This is a genomic window from Thermodesulfobacteriota bacterium (assembly GCA_030583865.1).
Taxonomy (GTDB): Bacteria; Desulfobacterota; GWC2-55-46; order GWC2-55-46; family GWC2-55-46; genus UBA5799.
Genome location: CP129479.1, coordinates 2,440,558 through 2,467,012 on the forward strand (window position 1 = coordinate 2,440,558; position 26,455 = coordinate 2,467,012).

The 26,455-nt window shown below is 56.8% G+C and carries 27 protein-coding genes and 1 tRNA gene; 8 read left to right on the forward strand and 20 right to left on the reverse strand.

Annotated features, from left to right (window positions below):
* Positions 1-67 precede the first annotated feature (67 nt).
* A complete protein-coding gene (locus QY316_11645; GenBank protein WKZ32552.1) occupies positions 68-2,680 on the forward strand; it encodes a cation-translocating P-type ATPase in 2,613 nt (870 codons plus the stop codon).
* Positions 2,681-3,145: 465 nt separating this feature from the next.
* On the opposite strand, the gene nadA is transcribed toward QY316_11645, so the two are convergent.
* Positions 3,146-4,066, reverse strand: coding sequence for a quinolinate synthase NadA (gene nadA / locus QY316_11650; protein WKZ34121.1), 921 nt, complete (start codon positions 4,064-4,066; stop codon positions 3,146-3,148).
* A 104-nt stretch (positions 4,067-4,170) separates the two neighbouring features.
* On the opposite strand from nadA, the gene amrA reads away from it, so the two are divergent.
* Positions 4,171-4,752 carry an AmmeMemoRadiSam system protein A gene (amrA, locus tag QY316_11655; GenBank protein WKZ32553.1) on the forward strand — a complete coding sequence of 194 codons (582 nt, stop codon included), beginning with the start codon at positions 4,171-4,173 and terminating at the stop codon, positions 4,750-4,752.
* Positions 4,753-4,801: 49 nt separating this feature from the next.
* Here the strand turns inward: amrA and QY316_11660 are convergent, their stop codons facing one another.
* The 8 genes from QY316_11660 to QY316_11695 form a co-directional block, all read right to left on the reverse strand.
* The gene (locus tag QY316_11660) at positions 4,802-5,056 is read right to left on the reverse strand and encodes a hypothetical protein (protein WKZ32554.1); all 255 of its coding nucleotides are present in this window, start codon (positions 5,054-5,056) and stop codon (positions 4,802-4,804) included.
* 12 nt (positions 5,057-5,068) lie between these two features.
* On the reverse strand, positions 5,069-5,461 hold the full coding sequence (locus QY316_11665; protein WKZ32555.1) for a hypothetical protein: 393 nt from the start codon (positions 5,459-5,461) through the stop codon (positions 5,069-5,071).
* Positions 5,462-5,640: 179 nt separating this feature from the next.
* Positions 5,641-6,837, reverse strand: a complete 1,197-nt coding sequence (locus QY316_11670) for a pyridoxal phosphate-dependent aminotransferase (GenBank protein ID WKZ32556.1) — start codon at positions 6,835-6,837, stop codon at positions 5,641-5,643.
* Positions 6,838-7,053: 216 nt separating this feature from the next.
* Positions 7,054-7,575, reverse strand: a complete 522-nt coding sequence (coaD, locus tag QY316_11675; GenBank protein WKZ32557.1) for a pantetheine-phosphate adenylyltransferase — start codon at positions 7,573-7,575, stop codon at positions 7,054-7,056.
* Position 7,576: 1 nt separating this feature from the next.
* The gene (gene rsmD, locus QY316_11680; protein WKZ32558.1) at positions 7,577-8,125 is read right to left on the reverse strand and encodes a 16S rRNA (guanine(966)-N(2))-methyltransferase RsmD; all 549 of its coding nucleotides are present in this window, start codon (positions 8,123-8,125) and stop codon (positions 7,577-7,579) included.
* 3 nt (positions 8,126-8,128) lie between these two features.
* Positions 8,129-8,563, reverse strand: coding sequence for a secondary thiamine-phosphate synthase enzyme YjbQ (locus tag QY316_11685; GenBank protein ID WKZ32559.1), 435 nt, complete (start codon positions 8,561-8,563; stop codon positions 8,129-8,131).
* A 92-nt stretch (positions 8,564-8,655) separates the two neighbouring features.
* A complete protein-coding gene (locus QY316_11690) occupies positions 8,656-9,369 on the reverse strand; it encodes an NAD-dependent deacylase (protein WKZ32560.1) in 714 nt (237 codons plus the stop codon).
* Between the two features lie 93 nt (positions 9,370-9,462).
* Entirely contained in the window at positions 9,463-9,723 is a 261-nt protein-coding gene (locus tag QY316_11695; protein ID WKZ32561.1) for a DUF2007 domain-containing protein, read from the reverse strand.
* 375 nt (positions 9,724-10,098) lie between these two features.
* Here QY316_11695 and QY316_11700 point away from each other — a divergent pair, with 375 nt between their 5' ends.
* Positions 10,099-10,509, forward strand: coding sequence for a hypothetical protein (locus QY316_11700; GenBank protein ID WKZ32562.1), 411 nt, complete (start codon positions 10,099-10,101; stop codon positions 10,507-10,509).
* A 69-nt stretch (positions 10,510-10,578) separates the two neighbouring features.
* On the opposite strand, the gene QY316_11705 is transcribed toward QY316_11700, so the two are convergent.
* The 7 genes from QY316_11705 to QY316_11735 all read right to left on the reverse strand — a co-directional run bounded on the left by QY316_11705 (position 10,579) and on the right by QY316_11735 (position 17,576).
* A complete protein-coding gene (locus QY316_11705) occupies positions 10,579-11,316 on the reverse strand; it encodes a 16S rRNA (uracil(1498)-N(3))-methyltransferase (GenBank protein ID WKZ32563.1) in 738 nt (245 codons plus the stop codon).
* Positions 11,313-12,248 carry a 50S ribosomal protein L11 methyltransferase gene (locus QY316_11710; GenBank protein WKZ32564.1) on the reverse strand — a complete coding sequence of 312 codons (936 nt, stop codon included), beginning with the start codon at positions 12,246-12,248 and terminating at the stop codon, positions 11,313-11,315. The genes QY316_11705 and QY316_11710 overlap by 4 nt, the downstream gene beginning before the upstream one ends.
* Before the next feature lie 8 nt (positions 12,249-12,256).
* Entirely contained in the window at positions 12,257-12,745 is a 489-nt protein-coding gene (locus tag QY316_11715) for a YajQ family cyclic di-GMP-binding protein (protein ID WKZ32565.1), read from the reverse strand.
* Positions 12,746-12,798: 53 nt separating this feature from the next.
* Positions 12,799-13,440, reverse strand: coding sequence for an outer membrane lipoprotein chaperone LolA (lolA, locus tag QY316_11720; GenBank protein WKZ32566.1), 642 nt, complete (start codon positions 13,438-13,440; stop codon positions 12,799-12,801).
* 261 nt (positions 13,441-13,701) lie between these two features.
* Positions 13,702-15,843, reverse strand: a complete 2,142-nt coding sequence (locus tag QY316_11725; protein ID WKZ32567.1) for a DNA translocase FtsK 4TM domain-containing protein — start codon at positions 15,841-15,843, stop codon at positions 13,702-13,704.
* Between the two features lie 49 nt (positions 15,844-15,892).
* A complete protein-coding gene (locus QY316_11730) occupies positions 15,893-17,035 on the reverse strand; it encodes a 2'-deoxycytidine 5'-triphosphate deaminase (GenBank protein WKZ32568.1) in 1,143 nt (380 codons plus the stop codon).
* A 160-nt stretch (positions 17,036-17,195) separates the two neighbouring features.
* Positions 17,196-17,576 (reverse strand): PilZ domain-containing protein, encoded by a 381-nt coding sequence (locus QY316_11735; GenBank protein ID WKZ32569.1) that lies wholly within the window; start codon positions 17,574-17,576, stop codon positions 17,196-17,198.
* A gap of 197 nt (positions 17,577-17,773) precedes the next feature.
* Between QY316_11735 and QY316_11740 the strand changes: the two genes are divergently transcribed.
* The 4 genes from QY316_11740 (at position 17,774) to QY316_11755 (ending at position 21,112) form a co-directional block, all read left to right on the forward strand.
* A complete protein-coding gene (locus tag QY316_11740; protein WKZ32570.1) occupies positions 17,774-18,088 on the forward strand; it encodes a septum formation initiator family protein in 315 nt (104 codons plus the stop codon).
* Between the two features lie 81 nt (positions 18,089-18,169).
* The gene (locus tag QY316_11745) at positions 18,170-19,000 is read left to right on the forward strand and encodes a nitrilase-related carbon-nitrogen hydrolase (protein WKZ32571.1); all 831 of its coding nucleotides are present in this window, start codon (positions 18,170-18,172) and stop codon (positions 18,998-19,000) included.
* A complete protein-coding gene (gene argS / locus QY316_11750) occupies positions 18,997-20,643 on the forward strand; it encodes an arginine--tRNA ligase (GenBank protein WKZ32572.1) in 1,647 nt (548 codons plus the stop codon). The genes QY316_11745 and argS overlap by 4 nt, the downstream gene beginning before the upstream one ends.
* Positions 20,644-21,035: 392 nt before the next feature.
* Positions 21,036-21,112: transfer RNA gene (locus QY316_11755), tRNA-Met, on the forward strand.
* A 267-nt stretch (positions 21,113-21,379) separates the two neighbouring features.
* Here the strand turns inward: QY316_11755 and QY316_11760 are convergent.
* Both QY316_11760 and QY316_11765 read right to left on the reverse strand, forming a co-directional pair.
* Positions 21,380-21,613, reverse strand: a complete 234-nt coding sequence (locus tag QY316_11760) for a hypothetical protein (GenBank protein WKZ32573.1) — start codon at positions 21,611-21,613, stop codon at positions 21,380-21,382.
* 294 nt (positions 21,614-21,907) lie between these two features.
* The gene (locus QY316_11765) at positions 21,908-22,444 is read right to left on the reverse strand and encodes a hypothetical protein (GenBank protein WKZ32574.1); all 537 of its coding nucleotides are present in this window, start codon (positions 22,442-22,444) and stop codon (positions 21,908-21,910) included.
* Positions 22,445-22,857: 413 nt separating this feature from the next.
* Between QY316_11765 and QY316_11770 the strand changes: the two genes are divergently transcribed.
* The gene (locus QY316_11770; protein ID WKZ32575.1) at positions 22,858-23,832 is read left to right on the forward strand and encodes a glycosyltransferase family 2 protein; all 975 of its coding nucleotides are present in this window, start codon (positions 22,858-22,860) and stop codon (positions 23,830-23,832) included.
* 644 nt (positions 23,833-24,476) lie between these two features.
* On the opposite strand, the gene QY316_11775 is transcribed toward QY316_11770, so the two are convergent.
* Both QY316_11775 and lpxK read right to left on the reverse strand, forming a co-directional pair.
* On the reverse strand, positions 24,477-25,391 hold the full coding sequence (locus QY316_11775; GenBank protein ID WKZ32576.1) for a lysophospholipid acyltransferase family protein: 915 nt from the start codon (positions 25,389-25,391) through the stop codon (positions 24,477-24,479).
* Complete coding sequence (gene lpxK, locus QY316_11780; protein WKZ32577.1) at positions 25,391-26,455, reverse strand: tetraacyldisaccharide 4'-kinase; 1,065 nt, start codon at positions 26,453-26,455, stop codon at positions 25,391-25,393. Before lpxK ends, QY316_11775 begins: the two co-directional genes overlap by 1 nt.

Below are 26,455 nucleotides of genomic sequence, written 5' to 3' on the forward strand. Positions count from 1 at the left end.
CCTGTGAAAACAGGGAAGTTCAAATCTTCTGATACGACAATAAGGCTTTCACGCCCCCGGAGGACCGATGAACTGGCATCTTAAGGAATACGAGGAAGTCCTTGGCGAGCTACGCTCGGCCCCCCAGGGACTCACGCAGGAGGAGGCCGCCAGGAGGCTCGAAGAGTACGGGCCGAACGTCCTGGAAGAAAAAAAGAAGCGGTCCGTGTTCGCCATGTTCCTCGACCAGTTCAAGGACTTCATGATAATAGTCCTTCTCGCGGCTGCGGTCGTTTCGGGGCTCATAGGGGAGGCGGCCGACACCATCGCCATAATAGTCATAGTCGTACTGAACGCGGTCATAGGCTTTGTCCAGGAGTACAGGGCCGAAAGGGCGATAGCGGCGCTCAAGAAGATGGCCGCGCCCTCGGCGCTCGTCCTCCGGGACGGCGAGCCTGTCGCAGTCCCCGCCTCCATGCTCGTGCCCGGCGACATCGTCATTTTGGAGGCCGGGAACATCGTTCCGGCTGACTTGAGGCTAATCGAGGCTGCGCGGCTCCTCTCCGAGGAGGCCGCGCTCACGGGCGAATCGGCCCCGGTCGAAAAGCACACCCGCGCACTCCACGAAAAAGACCTCCCCATAGGCGACAGGAGGAACATGGCCTTCAGCAGTACCTCCGTGACCCACGGCAGGGGCAGAGGGGTCGTGGCCGCGACAGGCGCTGAGACCGAGATAGGGCGGATCGCCTCGCTCCTCGAGGAAGACGCGGAAATAAAGACCCCCCTTCAGAAAAGGCTGGCGAGCTTCGGGCAGAAGCTCGCCATTGCGGTTATCCTCATCTCCGCCGCAGTATTCGGAATAGGCATGCTCAGGGGGGAGCCTGCGCTCCTCATGCTACTTACGGCCATCTCCCTCGCGGTCGCCGCCATACCAGAGGCCCTTCCCGCTGTCGTTACCATCTCTCTGGCGCTGGGGGCCAAGAGGCTCGTGAGGCAGCACGCCCTCGTAAGGAAGCTCCCGGCTGTGGAAACGCTCGGCTCCATAACCTACATATGCTCGGATAAGACCGGGACGCTCACCATGAACAGGATGGCTGTCGAGGAGGCCTTCATAGGCGAGAGGCTCTGGAAAACCGGGGAGAAGGCCTCGGGAGGCGCATCTCTCGAATTCATGAGGGCCATCGCACTCAGTAACGACGCGCGCGAGGGCGCTGAAGGGATTATCGGCGACCCCACGGAAGTGGCGCTCTTCAGCTACGCGAAAGAGCACGGCTTCGAAAAAAAGGCGCTTGAGGAGGAGTACCCGCGGGAGGACGAGATACCCTTTGACCCTGAAAGAAAGGCCATGACGACCGTGCATCTCCTTCCGGACGGCCGCTTCATGAGCATCACAAAGGGCGCGCTCGAGGTGCTCCTCGAAAGGTCGGTGGACATGCTCACGGACGATGGCAGGAAGCCCCTCGACAGCGCCCGATTAGCCGCGGGCGGAGAGAGGATGGCGGCAGACGGCCTCCGCGTGCTTTGCGTGGCGAAAAGGGACTGGGCGAGCGTCCCCGAGGAGCTTAAGGCCGGAGAGGTGGAAACAGGGCTGACCATATTGGGGCTTGCCGGGATAATGGACCCTCCGAGGGACGAGGCCAGGGAGGCCATCGCCGACTGCAAGAGCGCCGGGATAAAGCCCGTGATGATAACGGGCGACCACCCGATAACCGCGCGTGTGATAGCGAAAAGGCTGGGCCTCATGGAAGGCGACGACGCCAAATCCATAATGACCGGCAGGGAGCTTGAAAAACTCCCCATGGACGAGTTCGAGAACCGGGTGGAGGATATAAGGGTCTACGCGCGCGTGGCTCCAGAACAGAAATTGAAAATAGTGCGGGCGCTCCAGGACAAGGGCGAGTTCGTGGCCATGACCGGAGACGGCGTCAACGACGCGCCTGCCCTCAAGAGGGCCGACATAGGCGTCGCAATGGGCATAACCGGCACCGACGTGGCAAAGGAATCCGCGGACATGGTATTGACCGACGACAACTTCGCGACCATCGTGAAATCGGTGAGGGACGGCAGGAGGATATTCGACAACATAAGGAAGTTCATAAAGTACACCATGACCAGCAACTCGGGCGAGATATGGACCATATCCCTCGCGCCCTTCTTCGGCCTGCCCATACCGCTCCTTCCCATACACATACTCTGGATAAACCTCGTTACGGACGGCCTCCCGGGGCTCGCGCTTGCTGCCGAGCGCTCGGAGAAGGACGTGATGAAAAGGCCGCCCAGGCACCCGAAGGAGAGCATCTTCGCGCACGGGCTCGGGGCGCACATCATCTGGGTCGGGCTCTTGATGGGCGGCATATCTATACTTACCCAGGCCCTGAGCATAAATACGGGCGCTGCCCCCTGGCAGACCATGGTATTTACGGTGCTGTGCCTCAGCCAGATAGGGCACGTCCTTGCGATCAGGTCTGATACCGAGTCGCTCTTCACTATGGGGCTTTTCTCGAACAAGCCCCTTCTCGGGGCCGCCCTTCTTACGTTCGGGCTGCAGATGGCCGTCATCTATGTGCCGTTCCTCAACCCGATATTCAAGACAGAGCCGCTTACGGTTCTCGAGCTTGCGGCAACGCTCGCGCTTTCGTCGGTGGTATTCATAGCGGTAGAGTTCGAGAAGCTCTTCAAGAGGCGTATGAGGCGGGGGTGAATGAAAAATAAAAGCCCCACCGAATGCGGCGGGGTAACAGGGGCCTTTCATCACAAGCATTGTGTCATTCTGAGCGTAGCGAAGAATCTTGACTTAGGGGAAAGCTGCAATTTACGAAATTCTTATCTCACCCCGTCCTGGGGCTCGACCTTTCGGGCTGCCTCAAGAGGCTCGGCATTCAATTTTTGCTGTCTGCAAAATTTGTCGCGCTTACGCTCCCTCAGAATGACGAAACAGATAACGAAGATTCCCGAAATGTGCTTGCTCGCCTTACCCTCACGGTTTTTTTAGAAACAGAAAAACTGTTGTTTCTGTAAAGGCAACCTCTAAAAATCAGAGATTTTTCCCGCTTTTCCCGGAAGACCGGGAATAAAAAGCGGAGCATATATGACAATATGTGAGCATTTTTGATTCCCGGCCTGACAAAGAGTCCGGGGAAAAGATCAATTTTTAGAGGTTGCCTGCTCAGAAATCCCTCGGCACCGCCAACATCCTGTCGAGCGCGGCCTTTGCCCTGGCCCTGATGTCCCCGGGGACCGTTACCACGTTCTTCATCTCCCGGAGGCTCGTCCTTACGTCCTCAAGGGTTATGAGCTTCATATTCGGACAGATAAGGGACTTCGAGGGCAGCACGAAGTTCTTCTCCGGGTTCTCCTTCCTGAGCCTGTAGAGGATGCCCATCTCCGTCCCGATTATGAGGGTCTTTGCGCCGGTAGAGGCCGCGAACTTGTACATGCCGGAGGTAGAGCAGACGTGGTCGGCAAGTTTCACGACCTCGGGCCTGCACTCAGGGTGGCAGACGAAGAGGGCGCCCGGGTTCTCCTCCTTCGCCTTCAAAACGTCCTCGACCGTGAGCCTCTCGTGGGTCGGGCAGTAGCCGTCCCACCACTCCATCCGCTTCTTCGCCCTCAGCGACACGTAATGCGATAGGTTCCTGTCGGGTATCATGTAGGCCCGGTCCTCGGCGAGGGAATCGACCACCTTGACTGCGTTAGCCGAGGTGCAGCAGATGTCGCTCAAGGCCTTGACCGCCGCGCTGGTATTGACATACGCGACCACCGGCACGCCGGGCCTCTTTTCCTTCTCTTTGGCCAGGTCTTCGGGAGTTATCATGTCAGCCATCGGGCAGCCTGCGTCCATCCTCGGGAGTATGACCGTCTTTTGCGGGGATAGTATGGCCGCGCTCTCTGCCATGAAGTGCACACCGCAGAAGACTATCACCCCGGCCTCGCTTTCGGCGGCGGCCTGGCTCAATGCAAGCGAGTCGCCCGTTATGTCGGCTATCTCCTGCACCTCGTCCCTCTGGTAGTTGTGGGCGAGCATTATGGCGTTCCGTTCCTTAAGGAGCGCCCTTACCTCTTTTTTAAGTTCTTCCCTGCCGTCCATCTCTTCCCCATGCGTCATGTATTCCCGCGGACCAACACCCTTTATCCCGCGCGTCAACTTATGATATTATTCCAAAAAAACAGGCCGGTAAAGGATTTAATGAGATGCCGCTTAATGAATCGGAAAAAAGGGAGCTCCTCCTGATAGCGCGCGAGGCCATAGAAAGCAGGGCCCGAAGGACCGCTACGAACTTTAAGATTGATAACGCCTCAGGCGCCTTGAACGAGGATGCAGGCGCGTTCGTAACGATAAACAGGAAAGGACGGCTCCGGGGGTGCATAGGCGTTTTCGCCTCAAAAGACCCGCTCTGGAAGACGGTTGAGCGGATGGCCGGGGCTGCGGCAGCCGAGGACCCGAGGTTCGTGCCTATCGGAGAGGACGAGCTTCCGGATATCGAAATCGAGATTTCCGTCCTTACGCCTTTGAGGAAGATAGACGACCCGGAAGAGGTTGAGGTGGGCCGCCACGGACTCGTCATCGCGCTCGGGATGAAGCGCGGCGCGCTCCTTCCGCAGGTGGCGACCGAGCACGGCTTTGACAGGGAGACATTCCTTTCCGAAACCTGCGTAAAGGCGGGCCTCAAGCCGGACGCGTGGAAAGACGGCGCGTCGATATACGTATTCGAGGCGGAGGTGTTCGGGGAGGTGCCTTCTCCCAAATTAGGTACAAATACTTCGCACCAATGAACCTCTCCCCGGCCTTAAAAGGCCGGGGGGTTCTGACCGTTTCTCTTAATCAGGTTACACTGATATATCCCGGCAGTTCTGATATTGTTATTCTTGTATTTACCTTTACGTTTATATTCAGGTAAGGACATTCCAAAAATTCCTTCTCAGTTCTGAAAAACAGATAACCGCTTGGGTCGCATAATGCTCCAGGGAACTGCGTTAATCTCTCATAAAATTTTCCATCTTTGTGGAATAGAGCTTGTTTAGCACCTATACCCCAAGCTACATTTAACCGTTTCCCAGAATCTGTTCTGTGTGACATCGCTCTTCTCCTTTATTTTGTTAAGTGGTACCCAGAATCAGTAAGCGCTTTTCTGATTGCATTTATTTGGCCGATAGTAGCGTCATTCTCGTGCGCGAATACCGATGCTTCTTCAATTACTTTACGGATTTCTTTTTTTTCATTGCGAGAAGGTAGAACCCATTCCCTTCGAGATCCATTTTGAAAATCCACAACGAGTTTTCCGGCATCATTCACGCGAGTTGATAATCGATTTTTAGTTTTATTTCTACTACGAAACACTCCGTTTTTTTCAAGAGAATCGGATGTTGTCTTTTTTTTATTCAATCCAAAAACGCGTCGAAGGACATCGTCTTCTGTTTCTCCAAAATAACCTCTTTTTGCGATTTCATTCCAAACATCATCTGAAATTCTAATATTTTTCATATTTTTATCCTTTAAGTATTTTCATACTTTTCAGTATAGCAATAAATTAAATACTTGTCAAGTCCCTGCTCAAATGGATTTAGCTTTGTTCCATTTATAAACATGTGCTGATGATGCGCCTCGGGAAAAAAAAGGGCCAGCCTTTTTGGCTGGCCCTTTTTTTTATCAAACAGGAATCTCTACCTAAGCTCCCCTACCGCCTCCCCTATCTTCTTTATTCCCTTTACTATGTTGTCCATCGAGGTCGCGTAGGATAGCCTCATGAAGCGGTCGTCGCCGAAGGGCTCGCCGGGCACGACGGCGATCCCGGCCTCGTCAATGAGGTAAGTCGCTAGCGCAACCGAGCCGTCTATCTTCTTCCCCTTATACGACCTTCCGAAGAGGCCGGAGATGTTCGCGAAGACATAGAACGCGCCCTGCGGCCTTATGGCGCTTATGCCGTCTATGGCGTTCAAGCCGTCCACCATAACGTCCCGCCTCTTGCCGAACTCAGTAAGCATGCGGGTTATGACGTCCTGCGGGCCGCTTATGGCCTCGACCGCCGCCCACTGGCTGATTGACGCCGGGTTCGAGGTGGACTGGCTCTGGATGTTGGTCATGGCCTTTATTATCTCCTTCGGCCCGGCGGCGTAGCCTATCCTCCAGCCTGTCATGGAATAGGTCTTGGAGACTCCGTTAAGGACTATGGTCCTCTTCCTGACCTCGTCGGAGACGGAGGCGATAGAAGTCGCCCGGAAGCCGCCGTAAGTGAGCTTCTCGTAAATCTCATCCGAGATGATGAGGAGGCCGTTCTCAAGCGCTATCTCAGCGAGCCTTTCAAGCTCCTTTTCCGTGTAGGCCGCGCCAGTGGGGTTGGAGGGGCTGTTTATGACGATTGCCTTGGTATTGGGGCCTATGGCCGCCCTGAAGGCCTCCGGGGTCATCCTGAAACCAGCGGCCTCGTCCGTGTGCACGACCCTTGGTATGCCGCCGCCGAGCGCGGCCATGACAGGGTAAGAGACCCAGTACGGCGCGGGTATTATGACCTCGTCGCCGGGGTCGAGTACGGCCTGAAAAAGGTTGAAGATGGAGTGCTTGCCGCCGCAGGATACTATTATCTCGTCGCGCGAATAGTCGAGGGAGTTATCGCGGCTGAACTTCCCGATGATGGCGTCCTTCAATTCATTTATGCCGCCGACCGCCGTATACTTGGTGTGCCCGTCGCGTATGGCCCTTATTGCGGCCTCTTTTATGTTCTCGGGCGTGTCGAAGTCGGGCTCGCCAGCGCCGAAGCCTATTACGTCCCTGCCCTCCGCCTTAAGCGCGCGCGCCTTGGCGGTTATGGCGAGAGTTACCGATTCCTCTAATCCTGAAAGCCTTCCTGCAAGCTTGAACATCCCGATGCTCCTTCGTGCCGTGGTTCGTTATTGAAAATCTTTTTGGGGGAAACTTTCTGTAGAAAGGTTCCCCCCAGACCCCCTTCAAAGACTTTTAGTTCCTGAGGGGAACCCCCAATTCAGGTGGTTCCCCTCAGGAAGAACTTAAAGTTTTTGGAGAGAGTTTGAAAGAAACTTTTTACAAAAAGGTTCTCTCAAGAATTTTTCAGCAACCTGCTATTTCCTGCGGCCACCTTTGACTTTGAGGGCCGACTTAAACTTTTCCTTAAGCCTTTTCGCCACCCTGGGTGTCACAAACGCGTTCACATCGCCGCCGTAGCGGGCTATCTCCTTTATGAACCGCGAGCTGACGGGCGCGTAGTTATCAGAGGTCATCATGAAGACCGTCTCTATCGAGGGGTCGAGCTTCCTGTTTATGAGCGCCATCTGGAACTCGTACTCGAAATCCGACATGACCCGGAGGCCCCGGAGGACTATATTCGCCCCCTTCATTTTCACATAGTCCATTAGGAGCGAGTCGAAGCTCTCTACCTTAACGCTCCTGTGCCTCCCCACCTCTTCCCGTATCATGGCGAGCCGCTCATCTGCCGTGAAGAGCGGGGCCTTCCCCGGGCTCTCGGCAACGGCGACGACAAGGACGTCAAAGAGCTTTACACCGCGCTCTATTATGTCGAGGTGGCCCCTCGTAATCGGGTCGAAGGTCCCGGGGTATACGCATATGCGCCTGGAAGCCGCCATTTTAGCTCCGCTTGAGGAAGTATACGAGCGTATCTCCGTATTTCCTCTGGTCGAAGACCGTAAGACCCTCTATTTCAGTTTCTACGAGCGGCGCCCTTTTAGCCGACTCCGCGATTATCACCCCTTCCGGGGAGACGAGGCCTCCGCGTCCTATGGCCTTAAGTGTACTGACAAACAGCTCTGAGCTGTAGGGGGGGTCTATTATTATAAGGTCGAAGCGGTCGCCCTTCCTCGAAAGCTCCTCAACGGCCTTTACCGCGTCCTTCCGGATTATGCGGGCCTCCTGGCCGCAGATGTCCAAGTTCTTCCGTATGACCTGGGCAGCGCCCTTGTCGCTCTCGACGAAGGTGGCCTCGGAAGCCCCCCTTGAGATGGCCTCGATGCCCATTGCGCCCGTCCCGGCGTAGATGTCGAGGACCGTCCTGAACGGGAACTCCCTGGGGAGGATGTTGAAGACAGCCTCCCTCACCTTGTCAGAGGTGGGCCTTATGTTCAAGCCCCGGAAAGAAGCTAGCCTCCTGCCCTTGAGCCTGCCTCCTATTATCCTCAAAGCCTATTGCCCGCCGCCCGCGGGCACCCCGAAGACCTTTATGGAGATGAGCCTTTTCCTGGGGCCGTCGAACTCGGAAAAGTACACGGCCTGCCACTGCCCCAAGGCGAGCCTCCCCTTCGTGACCGGCACGGTCACGCTGTTTCCGACGAGGAGAGATTTCAGGTGGGCGTCAGCGTTCCTGCCGTAATCGCCCTTGTTGTGCTTGTATTCGGGCTTGTTAGGGACCATCTCCTTAAGGAAGTTATGGAAGTCCTCCTCGAGGTCGCGGTCGGCGTTATTCAGGTGTATGCTCGCTGTCGTATGGCCCGTGAATACCAGCGCCATGCCTTCATGGATGCCGCTCTCCGATATCACGGCCTCCACCTGGTTCGTAATGTTGACCTCCTCGGTCTTGGCACCCGTCTTGACCCTGATAGCGCTGGCAAAGACCTTCATCTGCCCTCCTTGGAATCGGAAATCTGGCCGCCCTCATCTCCCCGCGGGCCAGTATTATACTTTATGTGCCGGGCGAAATTCCACTGGAACAATCAGCCTATGAGCCGGGGCAGCAACTCGCCTGCCCTTCCCTGAAGGACCGCGTCCACGCGCCCCGAAAGGGGCGTTGTCTCCGGGTTTATCTCGATGACGAAAGCGCCCGCGTCCTTTGCCCTGGCCGCGAAAGAGGCGGCAGGCTGGACTATGCCGGAAGTGCCGACGACCAGCATGATATCAGCGCTTGAGGCGGCCTCGAACGACCTGTACAGGAGGTCCTCCGGGAGCGCTTCGCCAAACCAGACGACTCCCGGCCTCAAAAGCCCGCCGCAGCCGCACCTCGGCAGTATTTTTATCGGCACATCCCTGTTTTCGCTTGAATTTCCGCATTCAACGCACCGGACCGTCCATATGGAGCCGTGTATCTCGATTGCGTTCCCGCTCCCGGCGATCCTGTGCAGGCCGTCCACGTTCTGGGTAATTAGAGTGAAGGCAGGATTCCGGCTCTCGAGTTCCGCAAGGGCATAGTGAGCAGGGTTGGGGTTTATCCCGGCAATCAGGGAGCGCCTCCAGTCATACCACTCCCAGACAAGGGCCGGGTCGCGCTCGAACGCCTCCGGGGTCGCGAGGTCCTCGGGCCTGAAATTCCTCCACAGGCCGTCCGGCCCCCTGAAGGTCGGCACGCCGCTCTCGGCGGATATGCCCGCGCCTGTAAGCGCAACCGGCGAGCGGGCCGACATGAGCCTTTCCTTTATCGCTTCAAATTCCATCGGGTATGCTGGTCGGCTGGACGGCTGAGGACCGGCCTAAGGGTCCGGGGCGCGGGTCAGCCGGTTTTCGGAGAGACGGCGCGGGGCGGGGCCTCAGGTCCTGAACTTGCCCTCTTTGGAGATTACTCCGTTCCTTATCGCTTCCTTGATAATCCTTCTTGCGCTCTCGATCTGCTCTTCCTCGACCGCGATCCTCTTTTCGATGTAGGCGCCTATGTCGGTAGCAAAGCGCAGCTTGCCGAGCGACCTGAATGAGCATGTGATATTCCGGCCCTCCATGAGGGTCTCCACTACGCTTGCGTCAAGGTCGTTATAGAAGGAATAAAGGTCTATGAACTTGATCCTGGTTGCCATAAGCCGAAAAAAGTATACTGAAAACCGCTGTTTTTGTCAAACTTTGCTTCGTTTACAGGCCCCCTTGCTCCTTATGTGGGGCCGCATTCCTTCGCGTAATGCGGCGGGTCCGCTTGACTTTTATGGCGTGGGCCTGAGATAATCGGTAAATTCCGCCAAGGCGCGCTCAAGCGAACGTTCAATTATAAGGCAAGCTCTAAAGGGTGCCTCTAAAAATTAAGAATTTTTTCTGAGGTCAAGGAAGGGCGGAAATAAAAAGCGCTGCATATATGGGAATATGTGAGCATTTTTATTTCCGCCCTGACACAGAGATCAGGAAAAATAATCATTTTTAGAGGTAGCCTAAATTACATCGGCTTACGGAGGAACAGCACAGTGCTCATAAAAAGGTCTTTGGCGGTCTTTGCCGCCCTCTTTATCTGGGTCACTCTCTCGGGAATGGGCAAGGGGCCCGGCACCGAGGTCCCGCTGCCTGAGATCAACTTCAAGGCGACCGTAAGGGACGACCAGGACATAACGACAAAGGTGCAGAACGCCTCGTGGGAGGGGGAGATATTCTTCATAGGCACCCGGGGCAAGGGCACCGTTACGGTCTTCTTCGAGAAGACAAGGAAAATAACGGCCACCGGCACCGGGGCCGACAACAAGAGCGACTTCCAGGTCACCATGAAGAACGGCGATGTCGTAGCCATAAGCCTGGATAACGACCAGCGCTTCTTCGGCACCACGAACTACGGCACATACAGGGTGCTCGCGAAGAACATAAAAGAGATAACCTTCGATTAGGGCGCAGCCTGAAAGGGAAAAAGGCGGGCTGGATTCCAGCCCGCCTTTTTTATTCATTATCGGATATCCTCAGCCCAGGTCTCCCTGCGCGTGCTGCACTATGGACATTATGGCCAGGGCAGCGGTCTCGGCGCGTAGTATCCTCGGGCCGAGACCCGCTTTCACGAACCCTGCTCCAATGGCCTCTGCCGCCTCGCCCGGCGATAGCCCGCCTTCGGGGCCGACAAGCACCGAAACGCCGGACTTGCCCCGCGCGCCCTTAAGGGCCTCTTTAAGCCCAACCGCCCCGTCCTTTTCCCATAGGAGGAGCTTGAGGTTATCGTCGTGCCCTTTTAACGCGCCCTTCAGGTCCGGCGCAAAGTTTATCTCAGGGAGTACCGTCCTCCCGCACTGCTTGGCCGCCTCGATTGCTGCCTTTTTCCACCTCGCCTGCCTGGAGGCCTCTTTATCCGAGCTTACGCGGGGTATGGTCCTTGAGGTGCTGTAGAAGCAGACCTCCTTTATCCCGAGCTCGGTCGCCTTCTGGATGATGAACTCGGGCCTGTCTCCCTTGAGGAGCGCCTGGAGGAGGACGAAATTGAGCGGGCTTTCCCTTTCGCCTCTTGAACTCCCCTCGACTATCACGGAAGCGGAGGTCTTGCCGACCTCGTCTATTTTCCCTGAAAGCTCAAGCCCCTTGCCGTTAAACAGGAAAACCGAAGCGCCCGGGGCGAGCCTCAGGACCTTCTTGAGATGGTAAAATTCCTCTCCGGCGATATCCACTCGGGTGGAGTGCTCGCTCAGGTCTTCTTTATAGAACCTTCTCACCGATTGCCTTTCAGCGGCTTATGGAAGACGAGGGCGACCCATTCCTTCGAGGAATATATCTTTTCAAGGGCAAACCCGGGGTATGCCCTTATTACCTCGTCCTTCTCATGGAGGAGGATGCCGGAGAGTATCAGAAGGCCGCCGGGGCTTACCCTGTCGTATAACACAGGCGACAGCCTTTTAAGCTCTCCTGCGAGGATGTTCGCGGCTACGAGGCGGAACCTTCCCCTTGTCCTTTCGACCGGGCGGGAGCTCAAGGTTACCTTTACCCTGTTGTGGGCGGCGTTCTTGCGGGCGACCCTGACGGCCACCTCGTCTATCTCAAGGCCCACGGCCTTCCTGAACCCCAGTTTTTTGGCTGCTATGGCAAGGACTCCCGTGCCTGTGCCCACGTCGAGGAAGTCCGGGTTTGGAGGGAGCTTCCTGTCCATTACGAGCCTCAAGATGGCCCGGAGGCACATCTTTGTCGTAGCGTGGCCTCCAGTGCCGAAGGCCATGCCCGGGTCTATCTCGATTACCTTTTCCCCGGGTCTTTTGGGTGTCCTCTTCCAGGTGGGCCTTACGAGGACGGAACTTCCTTTATAGCTTACCCGCACGGGCCTGAGGCCCTTTTTCCACTTCTCGGACCAGTCGGTCTCCTTGAGGGCGGAAGTTGTCAGCTTCCAGCCAACGCTCCCGAGCTTACGGCGTATGCCATCGAGCTTGGCTTTTTCACCCTCGCCCAGATAGGCCCTGAGCGCCGCCTCGGAAGAATTCGAAGGCGGCTCCTCGCGTGTCTCGTCCTCCCATCTGCTGTAAGAAACGAGCTTACCGGCTGCCCCCTCGCCTGCCTCTTCGAGGACTCCGGGGCTCCCTGCCTCTATGAGGACCGCCGAGACCGCGTCCCTTGATCGGGCCGGGCCTTTTGCCCGTATCTCTATCCATCCGGCCATTCGAGCAGCTATGACCTCATGTTCACGAACTGGAGGCTTATGTCCATGTCCTTGCCTTTAATAGCCTGTATGGCCTCCTGCAGGTCGTCTATCTTCTTCCCGGTGACCCTTATCTGGTCGTCCATTATCTGCGTCTGCACCTTGAGCTTAAGCTCCTTTACGAGCTTCGTTATCTCCTTGGCCTTTTCCGAGGGTATGCCCTGGCGTATCTTGAGGACCTGCTTTTTCATGCTCCCCGAGGCGTCCTCGACCTTGCCGTATTCGAGTGACTTAAGCGACACCCCGCGCTTGACGAGCTTTGTCTGGAGTATGTCGAGGACGCTCCTAAGCTTCCCGTCGTCGTCGGCAATGACGGTTATGTCCTCCTTCTTCTCCCATTTTATCTCGCTCTTGGAGCCCTTGAAGTCGTAGCGCTGCTCCATCTCCTTGACGGCCTGGTTTACGGCGTTGTCGACCTCCTGCACGTCTGTCTTCGAGACTATATCGAATGACGGCATCTCCTACCTCCATATCATTTTTTCAAGGCAATCTCTAAGTCCGTCGGTCAGCCTCAGGGCCTTACTACCTGGGCGCCTTGAGGCGGAGTAAAACTGAATAGCGAGTCGGGCGCGGGAGAATTGACCGAAGTCTCCCTGAACTCCACCCTCGTTTCGGTTCCGAAATGGTCGGTCACCGCGGTCCGTTTTATGAGGAAGCTCTTTTTATCGACTTCAAGCGAGAGGCTTTTGACGTTCGGGCTCTCCTCCCGGGGCGTAAGCACGATGCGCCATGCATCTCCTTTCGAGTCCACGAGCCTTGCCTCGAACTCCTTTTCGAGGTCCCCGACCCCGGAGAGGAAGTCCGTGGCCATACGGGAGGCCGCGGCGTCGATCTCTTTCTCGATGGCCTGGTTAAGGTCGGGCTGGTAAATCCAGACGGTCCTGCCGTCTCCCACAATGAGGTCGCCAGCGGGCTTGCTGTACTCCCAGCGCATCTTGCCCGGCTTCTTGAACCAGACCTTTCCGTTTGCGGTCTCAGGCCTGCCCATGCCCCTTGATGAGACCTCCTGGCTGAATTCAGATTGAAGGGTCGTGACGGACTCGTACCTCTCCTGGAGCTTCGAGATGACCTCCTTAAGCTCCTCTGCAGATGCAACTGCGGGAATAAGGACAAATAAAAGCGCCGATAACGCTAACTTTAGGATGGTCATCATTTCCAAACCCCTCTTAAATGGATTTCCGCGGCATGAGAGGCAAATTTTCCACGGATAACCTTCAATATAACAGAAATCTCCGACATTTTACGAATCGGCAAGGCTTGGTATATTTCTAAATCAAAGCACACTCAGGCTGTTCAAAAAGCTCCATCTGCCAGGCCCCATTGTAAATGGGAGCGAGGAATGAGGCGTACGTTTCGTGTACGCCGCAATTACGAGCGACGTAGACTTCGACGCAGATGGACTTTATTGAGCAGCCTAAGGCGATTTCCTGAGGAGCACCTCCCTGGGGCGGCTCCCCTGTGCGGGGCCGACAACGCCCTCCTTCTCCATCTTCTCGATAATGCGCGCTGCCGTGTTGTAGCCTATCCTGAACCTCCTCTGGATGTAGGAGGTCGATATCATCTCAAGCTGCGCCGCGAGGGCCACTGCCTCGTCATATCTACGGAGGAACTCTTCGCCCAGGTCAGCGTCCTCGTCAACGAGCGCGCTCTCCTCTTCCTCTATCTTCAAGTCCTCGTAGGCCGGGCCGCCCTGCTTCTTCCAGAAATCCGTCACGCGCTTTATCTCGGTCTCGGAGACGTAGGCGCCGTGTATCCTCTGCAGCTTCGATGTTCCGGGCGGCATGAAGAGCATGTCTCCCTGCCCGAGGAGCGTCTCGGCGCCGCCGGAGTCGATGATCGTCCTTGAGTCGGTCCTCGAAGGGAGCTGGAAGGCTATCCTCGAAGGGAAGTTGGTCTTTATGAGGCCGGTGACAACGTCCACAGAAGGCCTCTGGGTGGCTATCATCAGGTGAATCCCCGAGGCCCTCGCCATCTGCGACAGCCTCACGAGGCATTCCTCCACGTCCTTGCCGGAGGTCATCATGAGGTCGGCGAGCTCGTCTATTATGACGACGATGAGCGGAAGCTTCTTCTCCTCCGGGTTCCCGCCCTCCTCGACCATCTGGTTGTATTTATCTATATTCTTTGAGCCCTTCTCGGCCATGAGCTTGTAGCGGCGGCCCATCTCGGTGACGATGCTCTTAAGCGCGCCCGCCGCCTTCTTCGGGTCGGTTATGACCGGCGTTATGAGGTGCGGAATGCCCTCGTAGGCCGATAGCTCGAGCATCTTGGGGTCCACCATGAGGAAGCGGACCTCATCGGGGGTGGCCTTGAAAAGGACGCTCAGTATCATCGCGTTCACGGAAACGCTCTTTCCGGCGCCGGTAGCTCCTGCGACGAGAAGGTGCGGCATCCTGGCGAGGTCCGCCACATAGGGCGTCCCGGAGATGTCCTTTCCGAGCGCGAGCGTAAGGCGCGAGCGGCTCTTTGCGAAGGCCGGGCATTCGAGCATCTCGCGCAGCAGTATCGTGTCCCGCGCCTGGTTCGGCACCTCTATGCCGACCACGGCCTTCCCGGGTATGGGCGCGATTATCCTTATGGACATGGCCTTCATCGCAAGGGCGAGGTCGTCGGAGAGGTTCATTATCCTTCCGACCTTCACCCCGGGAGCGGGCTCGAACTCGTACATGGTGACGACCGGGCCGGGCCTCACTTCGAGCACCCTGCCGTCTATGCCGAAGTCGAGGAGCTTCCTTTCAAGGACCTGCGAATTGGCAAGGAGGGCTTTGTCGTCGACAGAGCTGTTTTTCTTGGGCACCGGGTCGAGGAGGGTAAGGGGCGGGAGCTTGAAAGAGCCCTTTGGGCTTGCGAACTCGAGTGCTTCCTCCGGCTCCTCAGCCTGCCTCTTGCTGTGTATCCTCGGTGTTATTATGGCAGGGGCCACTGCCTGCCTTTCCGGTTCCCTGGGCTGCTCCGCGCTCTTTTTCCTTGGCCTGGGCTCAGGCTCCTCTTCCGTCTCGAGTTCCTCTTCAGGCTCCCCGGCTTTCGCGGCCCGCATCCTGTCGTAGGCAGCCCTGAATACGGATACCGTCGGCGGAAGGGCCTTGAGGGCTATCTGTATGGCGGAGAGGCCCGTTGCCACGAGGAACGCTATCAAGAGGACCGCCGAAAGGAAGATGAACGAGCCGGTCGTCCCGACAAGGCCCATAAGGAAATCGCCAAGGAGCGCGCCGGACGCGCCCCCGTTCGAGTCGATCAGATGGAGAAGGGCCGAGGACGACAGGACGAAAAAGAGGAAGCTTACGGGCACGACCACCCTGAAGCGGAAAAACCTCCGGAGGATCAGCCCGGCTGAGAGGAGAAATAGTATGAACGGGAATACGTAAGAGGTGTATCCGATGGACGCGAGGAACGCCCAGGCCAGGTAGTCCCCTATGACCCCGCCCCAGAGCGCGCCCCTTGCAAAGGAGAAGAGGCTTACGGCGGAGTAGAGCGCCACGGCAAAGAGGAGGATGCCGAGTATCTCCTGCTTCAAGCCCGCGCGGTTATTCTCTTTTTTCGAGGTCGGTCTGGCCATTTGCTCCGAGATGCCGGGCGGCCCCTTTTGCGGGGCGGGCAAAAGAGCGTCAGATGCTCTTGAACTGCTTGCTGAGGGTTATTCCCTGGTACTGGTAAGACGAGCCTATCCTCGGGCCGTAGACCTTGTCCGGCACCTCGGCCATGCGCTCGAAAAAGAGCTTGCAGAAGGTCTGCCCGTCGGAGATCATGAAAGGCACGTCGTGCGCCCTGACCTCAAGGACCGCCTTGGTGCCCTTGACCTCGCCCTTTGTGCCGAAGCCGAAGCCGGGGTCGAAGAAGCCCGCGTAATGGGTCCTGAGCTCTCCCGAGCCGGCCTCGTACGCGACCATCTCGGCCGCGTACCTCGTGGGTATCCTTATCCGCTCCTTGGACGAGAGTATGTAAAAGTCCTCGGGCTCGAGTATGAGAGTGCCCTTGCTGTTCCTGTATATGGGCTCCCAGAAATCGGAGATGCCGTAGTGGTTCTTCATGGTGAGGTCGACCACGTGGCTGTTCTTTTTCGATTTGTAGCCGATTATGCCCGCGGAGTTCTCGCCGCTCAGGTCGACCGACATGAAGATTCCTTTCGATACCTTGACCTCGCCGGGCGCAAGGTGCTCGTCCCCGTTAAAGAGGAGGCGCGAGTCCTTGTGCAGGGCCCTGAGCTTGGAGTCCGTGAGGGCGCATTCACCCCGGAGAAGCCGTAACTGCACGAGCGAGAGCCCTTCCTTGACCTTGATCGTGAAAGACCTCGGCATCACCTCGAGGTAGAGCCCTCCCTTGTAGCCGCAGGCGATGTCGTCGAACCTCGGGTTCCTGTCGGTAAGCACCCTGGCGAATATGTCGAGGCGGCCCGTCGTGGACTTGGGGTTTGCGCGGCCCCTCACGTCGGGCGGGAGGTTAAGCTCCTCAATAAGGGGTATGAGATAGACGTGCCCCTTTTCGAGAATGCCGCCGTTCGAGATGTCGGACTCGTACATGACGAGGTCAGAGCCGTAGAGGTCCGGGGTGTGGAGACGGTCGAGCACGCCCGCGTTCTCCGGCAGGAAGCTCGATATGAGCCTGTAGGCCTTGGGCCCGAGCCGGAGGTCCATGCTCGCGGGCTGTATCTGGGACTCGCCTATGGGCAGCCCCTTCGAGAATACGTGCCTTTTGGCGACGGCCCTGGCTATGGACTGGCAGCTTAAAACGCCGTGGTTTTTATCAGACATGGTTTTTAAGGAGACGCCGGGACATGATACAGAAAAAGCCCCGTACTTGAAAGATTTTTATTAGAGCCCGAAGGGTCGACTTCCCCTACGGGCTGCCGGTTCAAACGGCGAAAAAAAGGCCCGGGGGCCGGGCCTTTCTATTCTCGTTTTTGGCTAAAGCTCAGGCTATGGCCGGCAGCTCGTCGAGGAACCTCAGGCCCGCCCTTGAAATGCCGTAGAACTTCCTGGTCCAGACGACCTGCGCCGGCCTTTCCTCGCCCAGCTCCCTTACGAAGATGTTCACGATGTCGTCAGGGTCAAAGGGCAGGTAGCCCATCATCTTTATGCCGATACCGGTATCCGAGACGTCCACGGCCTTTGCCGGTATCCGGACCTCGCCCTTCATTATGTCGCATAGCCTGAGGCTCGGGCTCCTGGTCCCGCCTCTTCTTTCGCTCTCGCCCGCCTTGAACATGAAGCCGCAGTGCGGGCACGGCAGGTTCGGCTTCATCACCGCCGTAAAGAACGAGTTCTCGCATTTCGGGCAATTGAGCTTGTTCAAGGCCATTCCTTCCCGTTATTCGGCGCCCGCACTCATGAGAAAACGCGCGCCTATATCATATTAAGCGGGGGAAGACATGTCAACTGGTTTCGCTCGCAGGCAGCCCTTTCCTTCATAACGGAAGAGCGCCGGCAGGCCGGAAGACCCCTTGACTTTTAGGGTCCTCTCTGTTACTTCTAATCATTCGGAAAGCTCCCATGAAAAAAAACCCGGAAGGCTTGAAAAAGAAGCGCCTTATCCTGCTTGCGGCCGTCCTTTTTTTCGGCGCGGCCGCCGTCTTTGGAGAAAAGGGCCTCCTTGAGCTCTACAGGGTCAATAAGGAGCTCTCCGGGATACTGGCGTACAACAAGTCCCTTGAGAAGGAGAACAGGGAGCTTCAAGAGAAGATACGCCTCCTCGAGGGCGACAGGCGCTACATAGGCCAGATAGCCAGGGAGGAGCTGGGCAAGCTCGGCCGTAACGAGGTCATATACAGGATCGAGGAGCCCGCTGCCGGAGGAACCCGGCCCTGAAGGCGCTGAACGCCGTCTAAAGCCACTTCTCCCTTGGCGACACGCCGGGCATATCCGCGCATACTTCCGAAAAAATCGCATATGGAAAGAAAGATAAAGATAGCGGGCATTCAGCTTGCCTCCGTGCCCGAAAGGGAGAGGAACATCTCGAAGGCCGACATGCTCGTCGAGCTTGCCGCGAGCGAGGGCGCGAGGGTAATAGCGCTGCCGCCGCTATTCAGCTCGCACTGGTTCCCGGCGGCCATCGACAACCGGAACTTCGCCCTTGCCGAGAAAGAGGACGGGCCGACGGTTGCATTCCTCAGGGAAGCTGCGATAAGGAACAAGGTGGTCGTAATCGGCGGCTTCTTCGAGGAGGACGGGGATAAATACTACAATACCGCCGTCGTCGCCGGCCCTGACGGGCTTATCGGCAAGTACCGGAAGGTCCACGTCCCTCAGATTCCGCTCTGGGAGGAGCGTGCCTATTTCAGCCCCGGCGACCTGGGCTTCCCCGTGTTCGAGACCCCCTTTGGCAAAATAGGCGTACTCATCTGCTGGGACGTATTCTTCCCAGAGGGCTGGCGCGTGCTTGCCCTTAACGGGGCCGAGCTCGTCGTCGCGCTTACCGCCTCGGCGTTCGAGCACTCGCACAGGAAATGGGAGCGGGCCATCTCCGCCGCGGCGCACGCGAACGGGTTTTTCGTCCTCCGCGTTAACAGGGTCGGCAAGGAGGAGAAGCAGGAGTTCTATGGGAGGAGCTTTTCCGCGGGGCCTGACGGCGAGTTCGTCGAGAAGCCGAGCGGCTCGTCCGAAGGCATCGTCGTCTCCGAGGTCGACCTCGGAGAGGTATCGGACGTACGTAACGAATGGGTCTTCCTGAGGGACAGGAGGCCCGGCGAGTATATGGACATCACAAGGGGACCAAAATGAAAGCCGGGGTAATCGGCATACTCGAAGGGGCTCTTTCAGAGGCGAAAAAAGCAGGGCTCATTTCGATTGAGGAAGTCCCGGCCATCGTCCTTGATAAGCCCAAAAAAGAGGAGTTCGGCGACTTCTCGACAAATATAGCCATGCTCCTTGCGCCCCTTGAGAAGAAAAAGCCCAGGGACATCGCCAATGCCGTCGCGGAGAAGGTCGCCGCATATCCGGAGGTCGAAAAATGCGAGGTCGCGGGCCCCGGCTTCATCAATATATTCCTTAAAAGGACCTTCTGGCTCAGGGCCCTCCTCGACATCGCCGGAAAGGGCGAGCGGTTCGGGCAGAGCGAAATAGGGGCGGGTAAAAAAGTGCAGGTCGAGTTCGTCAGCGCCAACCCCACGGGCCCCCTTCATATCGGCCACGGCAGGGGCGCGGCGGTCGGCGACGCCCTCTCGAGGATACTCCGCGCAGCCGGGTTTGACGTTACGAGGGAATATTACATTAACGACGCCGGGAGGCAGGTCTTTACGCTCGGCGAATCGGTGCGCATCCGGTTGGAGGAGCTTAAGGGCAAGACTATCGAGTTCCCGCCCGACCACTACAAGGGCGAGTATGTAAGGGACATCGCGAGGGAATATATCGAAAAATACGGCGAGGGCGGCGAAGGCGCGCCGGGCTATCAGGAGTTCGGCACCTCGGCCATGCTCGAAAGGATTAAAAAGGACCTTGAGGACTTCCGGGTCGGCTTCGACGCCTGGTTCAGCGAAAAAAGCCTCGACGATTCGGGCAAGGTTGCCGAGACCATAAAAGACCTGAAAGATAAAGGCCACATCTACGAGGCCGAAGGCGCGCTCTGGTTCAGGACTACCTCATTCGGCGACGACAAGGACCGGGTGCTGATAAAGGCCGACGGCGAGAGGACCTATTTCGCGTCCGACATCGCATATCACAGGGACAAGATAGAGCGGGGCTTTGACGCGCTCGTGAACATCTGGGGGGCCGACCACCACGGCTACGAGGGAAGGATACGGGCGCTGCTACGCGCCCTCGGCCACGACGATTCTGCGCTCAGGATAATCTTCATCCAGCTCGTGGCCCTCTTGAGAAAAGGCGTGCCGGTGCCGATGGGCAAGCGCGAGGGCGAGTTCGTCACGCTGCGGCAGGTGATGGACGAGGTAGGCACGGACGCCTGCAGGTTTTTCTTCCTCATGAGGAGGCCGGACGCCCAGCTCGACTTCGACCTTGAGCTTGCCAAGAGCCAGGCCCCGGAAAACCCGGTCTATTACGTTCAATACTGCCACGCGAGGATAAAGAGCATCATCGGGTTCGCGGCTGAAAAGGGCATAAACGTGCCCGAGAGGTTCGACGAGAAGCTGCTTTCGAGGCTTGAGGAGAAGGAAGAGTCGGAGATAATAAAGCACCTGGGCGCGTTCGAGGAACTTGTCGAGAGAAGCGCCCTCGCAATGGAGCCGCACAGGATTACCTTTTATCTCATGGAGCTTGCCGGGCTCTTCCATCCCTATTACAACAAGACGAGGGTAGTGACCGACGATCCGGAGCTTACGGTGGCAAGGCTTCTTCTCTGCAGGGCGGTCGCGACGGTTGTGGCGAACGGGCTTGCTCTGCTTGGAGTTTCCGCGCCGGATAAGATGTAGGCTGGGCTGCTTTTCAAACGGCTCTCTTTGATTCCGAATACTCTAATGGAAGTCTTATTAATTCCGTCTTTCTGTCATTCTGAAGAACGAGGCCCTTCGCTCCGATCAGGGTAAACTCCGCGACAGAAGAATCTGATTTCCAAAATACGACATTCTTTCCCTTTTCCACTCAGGGCTTTGCCCCACCCGCTCAGAAATGAGTATTATTTTGTCGAATTAATCAGACCTTCCCTGGGCTAAAAACAATGCCCCGGAGCCCTGTTTTTCGGACTAAGACTGGCTGACAGACCGACCATCTTGGAAAAACGATGATTTTCCGGTTTTTTACGGCCCTAAGGGTTGACAAACAGGACGGCAGTTGTTAATATATCTGTTCGATGTATTGCTTCTACTGCGGGGTGGAGCAGTCCGGTAGCTCGTCGGGCTCATAACCCGAAGGTCGCAGGTTCAAATCCTGTCCCCGCTACCAAATTTACAAGGGGTTACGGCAAAGCCGTAACCCCTTGTTGCATTTCGGGAGTGGATTTCGTATATTGTTTGAAACGGTACTCAGGTTGACCTGATTTGGTGGGCGGAGCCCACCAATAATCAATTATTTTCACTCGATCGAATCCTCGCAAGACCCGAGAAGAATAAGTTTTTCGACACTCCCAGCCAACAAATTGCAAAGGGTTACGGCAAAGCCGTAACCCTTTTATTTCGGTGGGCTGTGCCCACCCCCTGCCGGCGGCCTCACTTACGAATCGAGCGAGGATTTACCCGTATCGCCGCGCATGATCCAGGCGAGCAGGCCATCCTTATTCTGGCGAAGCGCGTTTAACAGCTCTTCGGCTTCCTGCTCCGGCACTTCTTCATTGAATTGAGCGGCATCGGGCAGGTTTTTCACTATCTCGAACCTCTTCAGGAATTCATCTTTCCTCTCGGGCACGGCCTCCAGTAGGACCTTAAGAAAAATATCGCCGTAAGTCATTAGAAATGCTCCTTTGCGGTTTTAGAGCCTGGGTTCTTCGTTTTCCCCGGAATGACAGGCTGAAATAACTCGGCAACCTGCCCAAAAGACCGGGCCATTCTGGCAAAGAGAATACCACTGCGGCAAGGCCTTAATCAACCATATCGTAAGCGGGATGCGCCGAAGAGGACTAAAGATATAATCGAACCTGCAATGACTTGCATAACAAGGAACGGAGAGTCTCCCAGCTTCCAGGCACTCTATTAAAAAGGGGGTTACGGCAAAGCCGCAACCCCCTTAAAATTTCAGCGTGCCTTAATTCCCCCGGTGCTCCCGCCTCTCCTTTTCCCGCTCCCGGTGGTGTTCCCTTCTGTCCTTTTCCCTTTCCCTCCGCTCTTCCTTTATTTCCTTTTTCCGTTCGCGCCCATTGCTCGCGCGCTCCCATCTCTTCTCTTTTTCCCACTGCCGCCAGTGCTTCTTCATGTGGCCGTAGGGAATTCTTTCATGTCCGGGCGGGACGCGCCTGTAATCCGGAGGAAGCTTAAGTAGCACCCTGGGGACGCGTCCTATCTCGATGACGACCCAGGGGTCTCCGAACTCCACGGCCCTGTACCACCCGCCCCTGTGCGGCCTCCACCAGTAGCCGCCGTAGAAGAAGACCTCGTCGTTTATATCCGGGGCGAAGTATATGTAGGTGCCGGGTATCACTACTACGGCCGGAGGGGCTTTCACCACGATCGCCGGCGGCGGCGCGTTTATGCCTATGTTTATATTTATTTCAGACAGGGCTAAAGAAGGGGCGGAGAAGAGCGCCATTCCGGCGGTTGCGAGCGCAAGCGATAGTCTTTTCATCCAAGCCTCTCAGTGGTTTTCGGGGAATATACCAGCACGGATACCACAAATATGTATCAAAAGCTACATAAACGGGTTTTGACGGAACCAACCGCGGCAGGTCGCCCAATTGAGATTAGACGTGAAGCTTCTCACTATCCAGCGAAACATCAAGAACTCTCATTGTCTTTAGAGGCCAGCCTCTGCCAACAGTTGTAAAATCCTTTTCCCAGAATTGAAAACTCTTTTCAAACCGGGTTTTCCCTGTATTCTCGACACTCTTAAGGGTTTTTCCTCAAGACCGCACCGGTTTTCCGTAAAAAATATTTACATCCGGCCTTCCCTGGCCCCCTGCCTTGCTAATGTAAAACGCGGCTTTTCATAATGGTATGGTAATTGCGTCCGGAAAAAGTAACAACCTTGGGGGGTGGCATATGAGAAAACCGAGATTGAGCATCGGGCTGCCGGTCTATAACGGGGCAAGATACCTTTTCTGCTGTCTCGATTCGATACTCTCGCAGAGCTACGAGGATTTCGAGCTCATCATATCAGACAACGCCTCAACCGACTCGACGCAAGACATCTGCCTGAAATACGCCTCAGGGGACAAGCGTATCAAATACTTCCGCAACCCCAAAAACCTCGGGGCCTCGGCAAACTTCAACGCCGCCTTCCACAAGTCCGAGGGTGAATTCTTCAAGTGGGCCTCCTACGACGACATATGCGCCCCGGGCTTTTTCTCCGAATGCATGGAGCTCCTTGAAAGCGACCCGTCGGACGTGTTGAGCCACCCCCGGACCATGCGCATAGACGCAGACGGGCGGGAGCTTGGGGTCTACGACCTTGAGCTAAGCACCTCCTCGGAGGACCCGGTCGAGCGCTTCCGGGACCTCCTGCTTAAGAAGCACGCCTGCTTCCAGGTCTTCGGCATCATAAGGAGCGAGGTCCTCAAAAAGACGAAGCTAATACACAATTACTCGGGCTCCGACAGGGTGCTCCTTGCCGAGCTTTCGCTTTACGGGAAGTTCAGGGAGGCGCCAAAGCCGCTCTTTTTGAGGAGGAGCCACCCGCATGAATCGGTCCGCCTTTTCCCTGACGCAAACCGGCGCTACGAATGGTTCGATCCTTCCCTGGCCGGAAAAGTAAACTTCACGCAATGGAGGCTCCTGGCAGAATACGCGAGTTCCATAAACCGTGCTCCCATCCCGGCCGGAAGCAAGGCGGCTTGCTCTCTTCTAATCACGAAATGGGCCGCCATGCACTGGAGGCACTTCGCGCATGACATGAAGAACGCCGGAATAGACATGCTCCATGTGGATGCCCTATCGCGACTTATGCAGAGCGGGCTGCGTGCCACAAAGCAAGGCATGGTCTCTGTCTCGGGTATATTGGGAATATACAGGAAGTGATAGAGTTTTTTTGAAAATCAGGTTTAATAAGACTGAAAAACAAAAACCCCTGAAAAGGGGTTTGTTTTTTTATCTCAAATGAAAAAGGTTCCGGAGGGACTCAAAAAAGAAAGGCGTTGCATGGACTGCTTTCAGCCAATCCGTAGGTTTCCTGAAGGTTTTTCCCCTTCGTGCTTTTAACTCCCTGGTTGCGTCCTTTAAGGCGCAACCACTTCGGGGGCGCGTCCTTCAGGGCCTCTTTAGGTGGTTTGTACGCACCTTGCGGATGGGGGTCCAAGGACCCTGGCTCCAGCCCATCAACGCCTGTCTCTCTAACAATATTATATCAATTAACGAGGACTACCGCAACCGCATAAGAAAGATTTTTTTTGGATAAAAGGCGCATCCAACGGAGAAAAGACCAGACGAGCAAGTGGCAGTCCAAGAGAGCGGTTCAGGCTTCCTTCCAAGGGAAATACTCACGTATTCCCTTGAGGGCTTGCTCACCCCGCTCCGGCAGGACCCCTAGCGGGAACTGTAGCTCAACTCCATCAGATGCGCCTTTTATCTCTCTATAACGCCTTGTCCTCTCGGCCTTGTTATTTCTTTTTCTATTATTATATTATCCCTATCGAAAATACTTGTCAATTTTATCCGGGGCCGGTTCAGGAAGGCTTGCCGGCCAGGCCTTCCTCCCTGCCCTCGACGGCATCGCCCGGGCCGGGCCTGGTCTTCCACCTGTTGTGCACCCAGAACCACTCCTCCGGATGTCTTCTTACCATCTCCTCCACTACCCTGGCAAACCTGGCTGTATTTACGGCAGCGTCCTTTTCCCTGTCTCCGGTGGAAGCGACCTCTACCTCTTTTTGGACCTCTATCAAATGCCCGGAGCCCTGTCTCCGTATGAAGACCGGTACGACGGGAGCGCCGCTTGCGAGCGCCAGGAGCGCAGGCCCCTTGTTCGAGCAGGCCGGAACGCCGAAGAAGTCCACGAAGAAGCCCTCGCTCCTCGTAACGTTCTGGTCAACGAGGATGGCCACAGTCGAGTTCCGGGCAAGCCTCTTCATTAACTTTCGCATGGCGCCCTTCTTGTAGACTATCCTGTTCCCCGACCGCGTCCTCACCCATGTGACGAACCTCTCGAAGAGCCTGCTGTCGAGCTCCCGGACGACGATCTCGGGCCTGTAACCCCTGAGGCCCAGGCACGCCCCGAGGAGCTCCCAGTTCCCGAAATGAGCCGTGAGTATGATGACGCCCTTTCCCCTGGCAAGCGCCCTGTCCATGTTTTCGAGCCCGCTCCATTGAACAAGCCCCTCCGTTTTCCTTCCGTTCAGCCAGGGAAGCCTCGTGAACTCCAGGAGCATTATTGAAAGGTGCCTGAAAACATTTCCCGCTATCCTCTCCTTCTCGGCAAGCCCGAGCGCCGGGCCGAATGCCCGATCGAGGTTGTCGAGCGCTATATTGCGGTGCTTCTTAAGGACGCGGAAAGCGATGCTCCCGAGCGCGCCGCCGAGCAGGAATACGGCCCGGTAAGGCATGTGGCCGATGATAAACGAGACGGCCTTGAGTAGAAAGAGCATCAGAGGACACCCCTCAGGACCGGGGCAAGCGAGGAATCGAGGAGCCCCTTCTCTATATCCACCTTGACACTGAGCGCGAAGACAGGCGTCCGCTTTTCCATGCCCTTGAGCTTTACCCCGTCCTTTTCCGTGGTGACGACGAGGTCCGCGTCCCTGGCCTTCTCGGCTATGGCCGATGAATCCGCGTCCGTGTAAGAGTGGTGGTCCGGGAATTCAAGCGAGGAGGATACTACGCATCCCAGCTCATCGAGGCTATTCAGGAACGAGCCGGGCTTTGCGATGCCCGAGACGGCAACGACCTTTTGCCCCCGGAGCGATTCAAGAGGAAGCTCCCTGCCGGAATCTATGTCATAGAGCGAGTCCGGCCTGTAGGAGAATACGATGTACGGGACCGAGTGCTCCCTGAGGAGCTCGAGCGTCCTGCCCTCGGGCTTTCCGCCTTTCACCAGCGCGAAATCCGCCCTTTTAAGCCCGGAGACCGGCTCGCGGAGCACCCCCCTCGGAAGGAGATAGCCGTTCCCGAACCCCTCTTTCGAGTCCATGAGGACTATATTGATGTCCCGCTCAAGCCGCACGTGCTGGAAGGCGTCGTCGAGAATGATTACATGCGGGGAAAACCTTTCGAGCGCGAAGAGACCGGCCTTCACCCGGTCCGGGGAGACCACTACCGGCACGCCCGGAAGCCGCGCTGCCATTAGGTACGGCTCGTCCCCGGCCTCGGCCGGCCCCATGAGAACGCCTTTAGTGTCCGAGACGACCGAAACGCCCCTGGCGCTCCCCCCGTAGCCGCGGCTCAGGACCGCAACCCTCTTGCCGTCCCTCCTGAAAAACTCGGCAAGGAATATGGTCACCGGCGTTTTCCCGGTGCCGCCGACAGTAAGGTTCCCGACGGATACCACTTTCGCGGGGATCCTGTGAGTAGGGAATATGCCCGACCTGTATGAGAAGAGCCTTGCCCGCACGCCGAGGCCGTAGGCAAGGGACGCGGCGTAAAGGAGCGCGTGCGGCCCGAACCCCAGCCTTCCCCCCCTCATGCCCGCCTCTATCTTCCTTGCTATGGACAC

Coding starts and splice junctions, on each gene's coding strand:
- QY316_11645 (WKZ32552.1), top strand. CDS start 68: ATGAACTGGCATCTTAAGGAATACGAGGAAGTCCTTGGCGAGCTACGC.
- nadA (WKZ34121.1), bottom strand. CDS start 4,066: ATGGACGGCAGGGAAGAACTTAAAAAAGAGGTAAGGGCGCTCCTTAAG.
- amrA (WKZ32553.1), top strand. CDS start 4,171: ATGCCGCTTAATGAATCGGAAAAAAGGGAGCTCCTCCTGATAGCGCGC.
- QY316_11660 (WKZ32554.1), bottom strand. CDS start 5,056: ATGTCACACAGAACAGATTCTGGGAAACGGTTAAATGTAGCTTGGGGT.
- QY316_11665 (WKZ32555.1), bottom strand. CDS start 5,461: ATGAAAAATATTAGAATTTCAGATGATGTTTGGAATGAAATCGCAAAA.
- QY316_11670 (WKZ32556.1), bottom strand. CDS start 6,837: ATGTTCAAGCTTGCAGGAAGGCTTTCAGGATTAGAGGAATCGGTAACT.
- coaD (WKZ32557.1), bottom strand. CDS start 7,575: ATGGCGGCTTCCAGGCGCATATGCGTATACCCCGGGACCTTCGACCCG.
- QY316_11685 (WKZ32559.1), bottom strand. CDS start 8,563: ATGAAGGTCTTTGCCAGCGCTATCAGGGTCAAGACGGGTGCCAAGACC.
- QY316_11690 (WKZ32560.1), bottom strand. CDS start 9,369: ATGGAATTTGAAGCGATAAAGGAAAGGCTCATGTCGGCCCGCTCGCCG.
- QY316_11695 (WKZ32561.1), bottom strand. CDS start 9,723: ATGGCAACCAGGATCAAGTTCATAGACCTTTATTCCTTCTATAACGAC.
- QY316_11710 (WKZ32564.1), bottom strand. CDS start 12,248: ATGGCCGGATGGATAGAGATACGGGCAAAAGGCCCGGCCCGATCAAGG.
- QY316_11715 (WKZ32565.1), bottom strand. CDS start 12,745: ATGCCGTCATTCGATATAGTCTCGAAGACAGACGTGCAGGAGGTCGAC.
- lolA (WKZ32566.1), bottom strand. CDS start 13,440: ATGATGACCATCCTAAAGTTAGCGTTATCGGCGCTTTTATTTGTCCTT.
- QY316_11725 (WKZ32567.1), bottom strand. CDS start 15,843: ATGGCCAGACCGACCTCGAAAAAAGAGAATAACCGCGCGGGCTTGAAG.
- QY316_11730 (WKZ32568.1), bottom strand. CDS start 17,035: ATGTCTGATAAAAACCACGGCGTTTTAAGCTGCCAGTCCATAGCCAGG.
- QY316_11740 (WKZ32570.1), top strand. CDS start 17,774: ATGAAAAAAAACCCGGAAGGCTTGAAAAAGAAGCGCCTTATCCTGCTT.
- QY316_11745 (WKZ32571.1), top strand. CDS start 18,170: ATGGAAAGAAAGATAAAGATAGCGGGCATTCAGCTTGCCTCCGTGCCC.
- argS (WKZ32572.1), top strand. CDS start 18,997: ATGAAAGCCGGGGTAATCGGCATACTCGAAGGGGCTCTTTCAGAGGCG.
- QY316_11760 (WKZ32573.1), bottom strand. CDS start 21,613: ATGACTTACGGCGATATTTTTCTTAAGGTCCTACTGGAGGCCGTGCCC.
- QY316_11765 (WKZ32574.1), bottom strand. CDS start 22,444: ATGAAAAGACTATCGCTTGCGCTCGCAACCGCCGGAATGGCGCTCTTC.
- QY316_11770 (WKZ32575.1), top strand. CDS start 22,858: ATGAGAAAACCGAGATTGAGCATCGGGCTGCCGGTCTATAACGGGGCA.
- QY316_11775 (WKZ32576.1), bottom strand. CDS start 25,391: ATGCTCTTTCTACTCAAGGCCGTCTCGTTTATCATCGGCCACATGCCT.